This is a genomic window from Pseudoalteromonas sp. ND6B, assembly GCF_000764215.1.
GTDB classification, from domain to species: Bacteria; Pseudomonadota; Gammaproteobacteria; order Enterobacterales; family Alteromonadaceae; genus Pseudoalteromonas; species Pseudoalteromonas tetraodonis.
Window position 1 is genome coordinate 60,703 of sequence record NZ_JQFL01000023.1, and the last position, 12,664, is coordinate 73,366.

General features: G+C 36.9%; 9 protein-coding genes. 7 read left to right on the top strand and 2 right to left on the bottom strand.

What is annotated here, in order from left to right; all coding sequences use genetic code 11:
- Positions 1-210: 210 nt before the first annotated feature.
- The 4 genes from ND6B_RS12665 (at position 211) to ND6B_RS12650 (ending at position 3,483) form a co-directional block, all read left to right on the top strand.
- Positions 211-942 (top strand): FadR/GntR family transcriptional regulator, encoded by a 732-nt coding sequence (locus tag ND6B_RS12665; protein ID WP_010389180.1) that lies wholly within the window; start codon positions 211-213, stop codon positions 940-942.
- A 40-nt stretch (positions 943-982) separates the two neighbouring features.
- Positions 983-1,762, top strand: a complete 780-nt coding sequence (locus tag ND6B_RS12660) for an SDR family NAD(P)-dependent oxidoreductase (RefSeq protein WP_033103086.1) — start codon at positions 983-985, stop codon at positions 1,760-1,762.
- 98 nt (positions 1,763-1,860) lie between these two features.
- The gene (locus ND6B_RS12655) at positions 1,861-2,568 is read left to right on the top strand and encodes a sulfite exporter TauE/SafE family protein (protein WP_033103087.1); all 708 of its coding nucleotides are present in this window, start codon (positions 1,861-1,863) and stop codon (positions 2,566-2,568) included.
- 60 nt (positions 2,569-2,628) lie between these two features.
- On the top strand, positions 2,629-3,483 hold the full coding sequence (locus ND6B_RS12650; protein ID WP_235420455.1) for an SMP-30/gluconolactonase/LRE family protein: 855 nt from the start codon (positions 2,629-2,631) through the stop codon (positions 3,481-3,483).
- A gap of 7 nt (positions 3,484-3,490) precedes the next feature.
- On the opposite strand, the gene ND6B_RS12645 is transcribed toward ND6B_RS12650, so the two are convergent.
- Entirely contained in the window at positions 3,491-4,915 is a 1,425-nt protein-coding gene (locus tag ND6B_RS12645) for a sensor domain-containing diguanylate cyclase (RefSeq protein ID WP_033103089.1), read from the bottom strand.
- Between the two features lie 223 nt (positions 4,916-5,138).
- Here ND6B_RS12645 and ND6B_RS12640 point away from each other — a divergent pair, with 223 nt between their 5' ends.
- Positions 5,139-6,032, top strand: a complete 894-nt coding sequence (locus ND6B_RS12640; RefSeq protein ID WP_033103090.1) for a cation diffusion facilitator family transporter — start codon at positions 5,139-5,141, stop codon at positions 6,030-6,032.
- 42 nt (positions 6,033-6,074) lie between these two features.
- Here the strand turns inward: ND6B_RS12640 and ND6B_RS12635 are convergent, their stop codons facing one another.
- A complete protein-coding gene (locus tag ND6B_RS12635; RefSeq protein ID WP_081844624.1) occupies positions 6,075-10,574 on the bottom strand; it encodes an EAL domain-containing protein in 4,500 nt (1,499 codons plus the stop codon).
- A 159-nt stretch (positions 10,575-10,733) separates the two neighbouring features.
- On the opposite strand from ND6B_RS12635, the gene ND6B_RS12630 reads away from it, so the two are divergent.
- Both ND6B_RS12630 and ND6B_RS12625 read left to right on the top strand, forming a co-directional pair.
- Positions 10,734-11,288, top strand: coding sequence for an isochorismatase family protein (locus ND6B_RS12630; RefSeq protein WP_033103091.1), 555 nt, complete (start codon positions 10,734-10,736; stop codon positions 11,286-11,288).
- 139 nt (positions 11,289-11,427) lie between these two features.
- Positions 11,428-12,630, top strand: a complete 1,203-nt coding sequence (locus ND6B_RS12625) for an IS256 family transposase (protein WP_008465246.1) — start codon at positions 11,428-11,430, stop codon at positions 12,628-12,630.
- Positions 12,631-12,664 lie beyond the last annotated feature (34 nt).

Genomic DNA, 12,664 nt, shown 5'->3' on the forward strand with positions numbered 1-12,664 from the left:
TTAATTGTGTGTGATAAAAATATTATAATACAAATCTGTTAAATGAAAGAAATTTGTTAAAAATTGATGGTCGTTTTAACTTCTGTGTTTTTATAATTCAGAATTAAAGCAAAGATAAAATAATATGCAGGAAAATTGTAAAATATTTGCCTGATGACGCGGTAAATTTATAGTAGTATCATACAATAAGTATTTTTAAAGGAACTGTTTATGGCACGCATTGAAAATTTAAATTTGTCGCAACAGGTAACCAATGAGTTGGGTAAAGCCATTATTAATGGTCACTATACAGCTGAGACGGGTTTACCAACCGAAGCAAAGTTATGTGAAGAGTATGGCATTAGTCGTACTGCTGTTCGTGAAGCAGTTAAAATGCTTGCAGCAAAAGGTCTTATATCGTCACGTCCTCGTCAAGGAATACGTGTAGAGCCTGCTAATACTTGGAATTTATACGATACCAGCGTTTTAAAATGGCTTCTTGAGAGTAGTCCAACTCTTTATGTGTTAAAAGAGTTTTTACAGGTACGCTTGGCGATAGAACCACAAGCTGCGGCGTTAGCAGCAAAACGAGCAGATAAAGATGCTATTGCAGAGATTGCTGTTGCGCTAGAAAAAATGCAAGCAGCTGCTGATGCACCTGATGGTGAAATTCATGAGGCAGATTTAGCGTTTCATACTGCTATTTTATTTGCTAGCGGAAACCGTTTTTTCTTTCAATTACGTGATTTCATCCGTACGGCATTAAATGTAAGTATTCAACACACAACACCCGCAAAAGGAAGCAAAAAGGCCATTGCTGATGAACACTTTAAAGTGTATCAAGCCATATTAAATGGTGAGGCTGAGCGGGCTAAAAACATGATGACCTACATGATTGATGAAGCAATGTCATTTATTGAAAAAGAAATTGCAGAAAAAGAGTCACAAAACGCATCAAAATAATCACATTTATTAATGAATTATCTTAATACTTAAGGAAATCATGCCAGTCTCAACAACACACACAACAAGTTATCCAAGCCTCGCTGGTAAAAGTGTTTTTATTACCGGCGGTGCAACAGGGATCGGCGAAGTCATGGTAAAACGTTTTTGTGAACAAGGTGCAAAAGTAACCTTTGTTGATATAGCAAAAGAGCAAGGAAGGCAACTATGTGACTCAGTTGCCGGTCAATATTGTTATGACCCTAAGTTCATATATTGTGATATTCGAGAGATAGAACAGTTAAAAGCTGCCATCAAAACGACGGGCAAAACACAAGGGGAGATCAGTGTATTGATAAACAATGCTGCTGACGATACTCGCCATGTTGCCGATAGCATGAGTGTTGAATACTGGGATGATAAGTTAGCCGTTAACTTACGGCCTTGTTTTTTTTCGGCGCAAGCCGTAGCTCCGCAAATGCAACGAATTGGTGGTGGTAGCATTATTAATATGGGCTCAGTGAGCTGGCGTATTAAGCAAACGGGCATGCCGGCTTATACGACCGCTAAAGCAGGAATTGAAGGGTTAACTCGCTCATTAGCTGCGACTTATGGTAAAGATAATATTCGTATTAATACGTTAGTGCCAGGGTGGGTTATGACTGAACGGCAAATAACCCATTGGTTAACTCCTGAAATGATCGAAGATGTAAGACATAATCAATGTATAAATGAAACATTGCAGGCCGATGATATTGTTAATGCGGCTCTTTTCTTAGCCGCAGATGATAGTAAAATGATGACCGCACAATCATTAGTTGTTGATGCCGGTTGGACTTAAAGTTAAAGAAAAAAATTTACCTAACCTCAATCATATTATAATATTAGAATAATCTTTTCTGATAAGTAGTTTAACCCAGTGAATAAGGTAGAAACGCATTGCCCGATATCGTATTAGTTTATTTTATATTAATAGTTGGTGCATGCTTACAGTGCGTTATTGGTTTTGGACTAGGGTTATTGTGTGCGCCAATTTTATACTGGCTTATGCCAGAGTTAGTACCCGGACCAATGATTTTAAATGCCTTGTTGATCACTTCTATTCTTGCTATTAAGCATCGCGGTGCAATAGATTTAAAGCACACAGGATATTCAATTTTTGGGGGCGCCGTAGGGGTATTAATTGCTGCGAGTGTTATGTTGCAAGTAGACCCTCATCAGTATCGTATTTTACTTGGGTGTTGTTTATTAATTGCAGTTGGGCTATCGCTCACAGGTTGGTCGCCTAAGCTTACTTTTATCTCTAATGTACTTGCATCACTTGCATCTGGTTTTATTGGCACCACCACATCAGCAGGGGGCGCTCCGATGGGGCTACTCTATCAAGCGCAAAACAAAGATAAAATTAAAGCTAATTTAAGCATCTTCTTTGTGTTTATTAATCTGTTTGGTATTACGGCTTTGCTCGTTACTGGTACAGCAGACTCGAATGACTTACTTCTATTTATTAAATGCCTACCAGCTATTCTAATTGGCTGGGGATTGTCATACTTTCTAAATAATAAAATCAACGAGCAATCTATTCGAATTTTAATTATTGTGGTTGCAACGTTTTCAGGTCTAGCACTGATTTTCTTTCAACGTTAAGATGATGATATTAACTCGTAAGCTGTATTAGGTTAAGTAATGGAAGTTAATTCGGTTAAAATGATTATTCCTTGCCAATGTTTACTAGGTGAAGGACCATATTACAGCGAATCACGAAAATGTTTATTTTGGGTCGATATTTTAGACAAGTTGCTTTACCGTTTTGATCTTCAGCAGCAAACTGTTTCTCGATATCCGATGGAGCAAGCTATTTGTTGGGTCATGGAGACTACGGAACAGCGTTTGATCGCAGGTTTTGAACGCGGTATTTATTACCTTGATAACAGCACATTCCAACCTATAGAGCTTTACTCTCTTTCCAATCTTGCTATAAATAATCGTTTAAATGATGCGAAAACAGATAGAAACGGATATGTGTTTTTTGGCACCATGGATAAATATGAACAACAAAGTACTGGAGCGCTTTATCGTTTTGGTCATCAACAGGTACCAACAATTGTTGATAGTAATTATGTGATCAGTAATGGACCTGCAATAAGTAAAAATGGACGCATCTTATATTCAACAGAATCATCCACCCGAACTATCTATCAATTTGATTTAAACGAACAAGGTGAGCTTAGCAACAAGCGAGTATTTGTAAAATTTGACATGACAATGGGCTTTCCCGATGGCATGACAGTCGACAATGATAACCACTTATGGGTTGCATCATGGAATGGTTCTGGACTATATCGTTTCTCACCACAAGGAAAATGTGTTCAGTTTTATAAACTACCAGCTCCAAGGGTAACGAGCCTTACCTTTATGGGATCTGATTTAGATACGATAGCCGTAACTACAGCTCGCACTGGTTTAGAGCAACACGTACTAGAGCAGTTTCCTTATAGTGGAGGCGTTTTTATTATTGCAGCACCGGTTAAAGGAATTGCAGAAACACCTGTTCATTTATGATTGTTTATTATTCAAAAATACATATTTGATTTCTGCCAGCTTTCTTTGCTTTATATAAAGCGATGTCAGCGCTTTTTATTAGGGTTTCTGTGTGTGTATCTGCATTTGGATAACTACAAAAGCAACCAAAGCTAAGTGTTATGTAAGGGGCAATAGGAGAGAACTCATGCGTAATATTAAGTGCTTTTATTTTTTGCTCAATTAACAAAGCAAATTTATGGCATTGCTCTATATTCGTAGCAGGTAAAATGATTGCGAATTCTTCACCGCCATAGCGAGCTGCTATGTCACCCTCACGCTTACATAAACTTTTTAAAGCACGAGCAACGTGTTTTAACGTTTCATCGCCTTTGTGGTGGCCATAATTGTCGTTATAGCGCTTAAAAAAGTCGATATCACACATAATTAAACTAATTGGTTGGTGTTGTCTTGCAGAGCGTTTAATTTCGCTCTTTAGGGAAGTATCAAAAAATCGGCGGTTGGCAATATCAGTAAGTGCATCGGTGTTTGCTAACTTATTTAATTTTGTATTAGCGTTAATTAATTGTTTTTGGGCTAACTGCAGCTTTTTTTTATAGTTTATGTTTTTGAGTGCGTTATTAATAATTTCGCCTACGAGCTTGATTCTTATTAAATCTATTTTGCTCCAGTGGCGTTTTGTATTAACACAGTCACAGCCAATAAAACCAACAAGCTCCTTGTCAAAGCGCAGGCCAACACATAAAACAGACTGAATACTCTGCGCTTCAAACTCTGCTTTTTCTGAATTCGCTTCTGGCGGTAACTGAGCAACATCATTAACTTTAAATAGGTGTGTTAAGTTCATTACATCAAAAAAGTAGGGAAGCTCGGCTTTAGGGACGTTTTGCAACCTGTCTTTGTAGGCAGTTATGCCGGTGTTCACCCATTCATGCGTATTGGTTAAAGTTTCACTATCGGTATTAAATTCAAATAAGTAGCTTCTATCTGCTTTACAAACGGTGCCTATGGCTTTGAGTGCAAAGTTAATTTGTTGATCAATGTTGTCATTTTGAATATCAATTAGTTTGGTGGATATTTTTGAAATAATATGGTCAAAATTATATTGCTCTGCGTGACTATGGTCTTGCTCTAAAGTGATCATAGAAACAGAGTCATCAATAATTGAGTGGTTTACATTTAAAAGCTGAGGCGTGAATTCACACTCTAATAAAACAGCTGTTATAGTAGATGTGAATAATTGCTCAACGGTAACAACCGTATCATCATTAAAGTCGCGAAGCGTAATATTGTTAAAAACATCGCTGCTAAGCGCGTCGTCACTATTTATGTTAAGTAACGTTTTGGCATGTTGGTTTAAGATGTAATTATGTGTTTTATTGTCATAAACAATCACCGCTAAATTAATTAGATTAAAAATCTTCCAAATTGTATTGTTTGAGTCATGGCTCACGGGTTTCTCCGCATTAAAATATGATAACTGACCATATTTATGAATTAATTATTATTTTTGTATCTGCTTAGTTATTTTTAGTACAGTTTTTTGTGTTTTACTAAGTTTTTAGTGCGTTTATTTGGCCTACGTATTACAATTGTGACTGTATATCATTACGTATTTCCCAATTTGCTTTATTTCATAAGCTTACTTTATTTTTAGTGAAGGTCTATTATATTTCATGACAGAAATAACCACACATCGCGCTTCTCGTCGCCGTTTGTTAATTGCACTTGCAATTACCTGCTCATTTATGGTGATTCAATTAGTGGGTGCGTATTACGCAAACTCACTTGCAGTACTTGCTGATGCAGGGCATTTGTTTGTTCATAATAGCTCTTTGTTCATTGCTCTCATTGCGTCTAGCTTTGCTATTCATTTAGCTAAAACCTATAACGATGGCCATCAAAAAGCAGAGCTAATAGGAGGGTTGATCAACGGCGTTTTATACCTAGCCATTAGTTCACTTATTTTATATGAGGGCACTGAGCGCTTTATGCATCATAAAGGGGGACATGAGCTGGTTATTAATAGTTACTTAATGTCGGTAATTGCTGCTATTGGTTTTTTATTTCATGGCGCAGCGGCATGGGTGCTTTATAAAGGCCGTAAGGCGAGCATTAATGTGTATGCCGTGTTTTTACACTCGTTTTTTGATTTAATATCAACGGTTTCTACTTTTGCTGCTGGTGTACTTATATACATAACAGGCTGGAATGTAATTGATATTTTATCGAGCATGTTAATTGCGTCTTTTGTCTTGTTTACCGGTATTAAGGTCATTATTAGCTGTCTCAAGGGGTTGCGTTCAAATAAAGCTAAGTTACCTAAAGTGGCCGATATTGAAACAGAAATAACCACCATGGAACATGTTGCAAATGTGCACAATGTCACTGTTGTTCGTAAAAACAAAAAGGTTATTGTTGGTGCTCATGTTGTGCTAAAACAACACTGTACTATAGAAAAACATGATGAAGAGTGCCGCTTAAAGGTAATTAAACTGCTTGCAGATAAATTTAATGTGCGCAACAGCGTATTACAAATAGAAAGCTACGAATGCAAGCACATACACTAATGCGTTAAACCTAAAAGCGACTTAACTAAGTCGCTTTTAGTTTCATATCAAATCAATAATTTTTTCGAAGCATTCTGGGCTCATTAAATCGTTAGCACTCATAGGGCGAGCAAGGTAGTAACCTTGTAGCTTATGACAGCCAATATTTTTTAAAAACTCTAGCTGCTCCCGCGTCTCTACCCCTTCTGCAATACAATATAACTCTAAGTTTTCAGCGAGTGAGTAAATCGTTTTAATAATAGATTCATCCCCTTTATCAATACCAATACTATTAACAAAGCTTTGATCTATTTTTATCACATTAATTGGAAATTGACTCAAATAAGTTAACGATGAATAGCCAGTGCCAAAATCATCAAGAAACAGTTTGAACCCAGCAGCCTGTAAGCTTTTTAGTTGCTTAGCCGCTTTGTATTTATCTTCTAATAGCGTGTTTTCTGTAATTTCTAAACGAAGTTGTTGTGGTTTTATCTGTGCTTTTTCTAGTATGGAGCTGAGCTGCTGCGTTATGTTGGCCTTTAAAATATGTTTTGGAGACAAATTTAACGATATGTAAAACAACGGGTTAATGTTCAAAAGTGGAGCAAGCTCAGTAATTGCACGCTGTAATGCTTGCTCAGTTAACATATCAATTAAGCCAGTCTCTTCAGCAATAGGTATAAATAAAGCGGGAGAAACCGGTTTGCCTTGGTTTTCCCAGCGCATGAGTAATTCAACCCCACTTATTGTTTTATCTAGTGTATTAACAATAGGTTGATAGTGATTAAAAAACAGATTATCCCTAGCAGCATCTTTTAAGTCGTTTTCAAGAATAAGCTTTTGTTTAATTTGCTCATTCATTTTTTCATTAAAAAACTGAAATCCATTTCTGCCTGCTTGTTTAGCATGCATCATGGCAATATCTGCGTTACGTATGAGGGCATCGGTCGATGTTGCATCGTATGGGTACAATGCAATACCAATACTGGCTGATATATTAATAGCGAAGTCTTCAATAATAACCTTGTTAGCCAGCTCTTTGCTCATTTCGTTGAGAGTGTGTTGTAAAGAGGCCATTGAGGTAACGTTTTCAACTAACACTAAAAATTCATCACCACTTTGGCGGCCAAATGTAGCGTCATCACCTAAGTATTGGCTCACTCGCTCGGTAATATTGCACAATAGTTTGTCACCCACTGCATGGCCAAAAGAGTCATTGACGGGTTTAAATTTATCTAAATCTATAAATATAACAGCGCATTGCGAATCGTCTTTAGCGGCGCTTGTAATGGCATTTTCGATTTTTTGATTCATTAAACTACGATTAGGTAAGCCCGTTAACGCATCGTAATTAGCAAGGTAGCGTAACTCATTTTCAGCGCGTTTCTGCTCTGTTAAATCGGTAATAACAATAACATAATAACTGACTTTATCTTTTTCATTAGCAACGGCTGTGGCACTTAAATGAATAGGGTGTTTTTCAGCTTTTGTGGTCTTTACATAAGCATTTGTTCGCCAGTTTTCTTTTGGTTTAAGTGCTTTTAAAATTGTTGCAAACTCTCTACACTTAGCTTGTCCAATGGCATTAATAAATAATTTTGAGGTAACAACCCCCTCTCTGCCTTCATCAGAAAACACATCCATAAAGCTGTTATTGGCTGAAAATGGCACGAGGTCTTCATCTAAAATAAGTAAAAAGTCATTGATTTGACTAAATGCTTCGCCTAATATTTTGGCTTGTTGTTCGTTTGCCAGCTGCTCGGTAATATTAGTAAAAATACCCGACACATAAAGAGGCTCTTTAGTGTCTTCATTATAAATAGTTTGCCCCAAATCATGAAACCATAACCAGTGCCCATCTTTGTGCCGTAAACGATAAGTAGCTTGCCAATGTTTTTGCTTAGTTTGGTTTGTAAAAGTATTCCATTTACTTTGTAGCCTGCGACGCTCATCAGGATGCATAATATTAAAAAAACTACTTATATCGATGCGTTCAGGTAAGTTCTCGTAGCCAAGCTCTGCGCCTCTATCTGTATTTACTGAGTTATCTGCAAAGCTATAGTTCCATACACCGCTTTTATTACTTTTTAGTGCCAGCTCAGTTTGTGTTTTAGAGTGCACAGCGGCGCGGTGAGCTTGTTCAATTGCAATTTTACGGCTTCGGTATTGCCAGAAAAATAAAAACAAAATAACAACAATAGCAATAAAATATAAAGTATATGCAATAGGAGACTGCCAAGGGGCGTAAGCTACACTAAATTTTAACTGTATGGGGTCACTTGTGATCACTCCATTTCGCTGTTGAGTAGACACAGACAAAATATAATCACCAGGTTGTAATTTAGTAAAAAACACCTGGTTAGATTTTAAATCGTTGTAGCTCAAAGACGAAGGGCCTGTAAGCTCAACTTTGTAGTAGGTTTTATTAATATTTTTATAATCAAAATTTGAAAACCGAACCGTTAAGCCCATATCGTCGTGCTTAAGCATTAATGGATCAGTGCTGTATTTTGAAGGGGAGTAATTAAGGGCTTGTGAAAACAAACTAATATTAGTAATTGCTAAGTTATTATTGATTTTTCGCTGTTCATTATCAAATTGCTCTGGGTCAAACATTAGCACGCCGCTACGGTTACCAAACGCTAACTCGTTGTTGTGTAACCTTAATGCTGCTAGTGCTGTAAAGTGATTGTTACTTAAGCCATCTTTTATTGTGTACGTGGTGATGTTAAGCGTATCTAAATTAAGTTGATAAAGACCGTTATCAGTACTTATCCATAAAAAGTCTTTATTATCTGCAATAAGTTTAAAAATAGAGTTAGTATTTAATGAGTTGTGTTTATCAAATACATGCACTTGCTGATATGTTTTAGCGTTTACTGCAATTAAGCCTTCTTGGGTGGTGGCTAACCACAGCAGCCCTCGCTTAGCATCGTAATAATAATTCTCTACTGTATGGTAAAGATTGTTTTTTGCTGTTTTAGATTTAAAAATAGTAATTAAAGTCGCTGTTTCTTCGTTGTATCGAAAAAGCGTGTCAGAGGTACTTAACAGTAATTCGCCAGGGAAAGCCTCAGATGGGGTATGAAACGTATATGCAAGCATGGGCGATACCTGCTCTTTTAGTCCATTAATAACTCGGTTTTCGCCTGTGTTACCATTAAATATATAAAAGTTATCATTGTTTATATAAGCAAAAGTATCGGGTGCAACTTGTGCAATGCCGAACGTATAGTCGGTATTTAACTTGTACTGAGTAATGTATTTGTTTTTTTCAAATGTTGTTGTTTCTTTATTAAAGAGATCGAGCCCGGAAAAAGTTGCTAGCCATAGGTAGTTATCGCCTTTGCCATATGCAGGGAAAATATCACCTATAGCCGATAGGCCATAGACCGCTTTGCTATCTTTAGATTGTAGATATAAGTCACTCTTTTGGGTTTCTAAGTTATACTGAACAAGCCCATCGTCAGTGCCTATCCACAGTAATTTACTATTATCTTGGTAAATAGTGTTTACAATATTATTTTCAGGTAAGGTTATTTTTTTAAACTTTTTTGTTTGTGCTGCCCAAGTAAATATTCCATGTGTTCTAGAACCTAACCAAAGTAAGCCCGACTCATCAAACATAATATCGTTTATCGTGTTCTCTGTTACGTTGTAGTTACTATCTTTGAAGTTTAAAATAGGGCTAATGCTTGTGTTTTTTCTATCGAATTCAAATAACCCACTTTCTGTGGCAATAAACTCACCATACGGTGTGTTTATATAATCCCAAATATTATAGTCACTTATCAAAGTTGTTAATGCTGAAGGGTTTATATTTTTAATTTCATCAAAAGCAATCCGATACATTCCTTCAACCGTACCAATTAACAAACCGAGCTCATCATCTATGGATAAAAATTTAACATTGTTGCTATCGTTTGTAACTTCTTGAATGTCGTTAAGTGTTATTTGTTGTAGGTCGTTATTGGCAAAGTTATAAACATATAGCCCCTGATCGGCACCAATATACAATGTGTTTTGGTATAATGATAATGCTCTAATAAACATATTTTCATCGGGCAAAGATGAGATGAGTGTTAGGTCTTTTGATGTTTTACCATATCGGTAGATGTGCGAATCAATAGAAAAATAAAAATGCGCCGGTTGTTCAGCAACAGCCTGAACAGGAGAGAACTTTTCTTGATTTTGGTTTAAGTGCCCTGAATATATTAGCTCTGCTTGCAAGGTATTAGGGTTAATCAAATAACTTCCTGCAAGTTGAGTATTAACCAGAATTTGGCCGTCAATTGCTTTATAAATACTATTAATGTAGTTATTTTTTAAACCCAATTCGCTCTCGTAAGGCGTGACTTGGTATCCGTCGAATCGGTATAAACCTTCAGTTGTAGCAATCCATATATAGCCCATGTCATCTTGGAGTGATTTCACTATAAAGCTTTGCGACAATTGTTCGTTGTTAGTGACACGTTGTAATTGTTCTGAATAAGTTTGTGAAGCAAAACTATGCTGCGAGCAAACAAATATAAACATATAAACAATAAAGAAAAACTTACTCAAAAGCACTTACCCTTACAACGAACAAGGTTGGTATTAAATGTTGGCGTAATATAACATGAGTTTAATTCAAAAATTACAAAAAGCATTAAATGTAAATTATTTGTTGTATTTTCGTTGGTGTTTTACAAGGTTAATCTGATTATAACGTAAGGACATAGTATGAATTACGCAGGAAATATTAAAGCAGAGCACAGTATACTTTTAGTTATCGACTTACAAAGTAAGTTAGCACCAGCGATTGCTTCGTTTAATGACACGCTAGATTGTGCTTTGCAGTTAGCAAAAGCAAGTGCTATTCATCAAATTCCTTCAATAATTACAGAACATTATAAAAAAGGACTAGGTGAAAGTGATGAGAAAATAAAATCTGTGTTACCTAATACACGCTATTTTGAAAAAATTAACTTTAGTGCCTGTGCAGAAGAGGGGTTTTTAGATATTCTTGCGCAATTAAATCGCCCACATATAGTTGTAATTGGCACTGAAGCGCACGTTTGTGTGTTACAAACATGCTTAGATTTATTACAGCAGGGTTATGCGGTCACTGTGGCAGCTGATGCAGTAGCATCAAGAAACACAGAGCACAAAGCTATTGCACTAGAACAGCTTCGTCAAGCCGGTGCTATAGTGTCTTGCGTAGAGACCATCATATTTCAATGGACAACAAAAGCAGGGACGTCTACCTTTAAACAAATACTACCAATTGTTAAGTAGCGCATTAAAAACGGTTTTAAATCAAATAATTTGTACTTTGTTTGATTTGAAATAATAAATAGCTAGCTGTTTTGAGTTTAAATGGTAGTGTTTAGAAATCTGTGTCATTTCAGTATTATTAAGAAAACAGGAGTGACACATGACTCAATCTTTCGACTTCAACAAAGCATTAGCTGAACTTCAAGCTGGTAAAGGCCTTACTGGCGAAGACGGTGTTCTAACACCATTAATTAAACAACTCACCGAAGCGGCTCTTAAAGCTGAATTAGAGCAGCATTTAGAATCTGAGACCCAAGTTAACCGTAAAAATGGTTCAACCAAAAAAACAGTTAAGTCATCCATAGGTCAATTCGAACTTGAAACGCCCAGAGACCGTTCAGGTTCGTTTGAACCTCAGCTTGTTAAAAAGAACCAAACCAAGTTAACGCCTGAAATTGATGAGAAAATCCTATCTATGTTTGCTTTAGGTATGAGCTATCGAGATATTCGAGGCCACATACAGGATATGTATGGCGTTGAGGTATCAGAGGCCACCATCACTGCCGTAACAGACCAACTGATACCAGAGCTTAAAGCATGGCAAGCGCGCAGCTTAGACACGCTTTACCCGTTTATCTGGCTTGATGCCATTCATTATAAGATTAAAGAAAATGGGCGCTACGTGAGTAAGGCTATTTATACCGTACTAGGTGTCAATATCGAGGGCCGCAAAGAGTTACTTGGTTTATATATCTCTGAAAGTGAAGGGGCTAACTATTGGCTATCAGTATTAACAGATTTACATAATCGTGGTGTATCCGATATTTTAATTGCCTGTGTTGATGGACTAAAAGGCTTCCCTGAAGCAATAGCAACAATCTATCCTGACGCCGAAGTGCAGGAGTGCGTTATTCATCAAATTCGTAATTCGATGAAGTATGTTGCTTCAAAGCACCAAAAAGAGTTTATGGCTGACTTGAAACCCGTTTATAAGGCAGCCACTAAAGATGCAGCAGAAGCCGCTCTCGCCGAATTAGATGCCAAATGGGGCAAGTTATACCCTATCGTTATCGAGTCTTGGCGTCGTAAGTGGGGCAATCTGTCGGTTTACTTCAAGTATCCAGATTACGTGCGTAAAGCTATTTATACCACAAATGCAATTGAAGCTGTACATCGCCAGTTTAGACGACTCACCAAGACTAAGGGAGCATTCCCTAATGAAAACAGCTTGATGAAATTATTGTATGCAGGCATATTGAATGCCTCGAAGAAATGGACAATGCCAATCCATAATTGGAATCTGACATTGTCGCAATTGGCCATCCACTTCGAAGGTAGGTTAGATGGTGTGCTAGATATTTAGCAACTTAGGCTGACACAGAATTCTGAACGCCCTC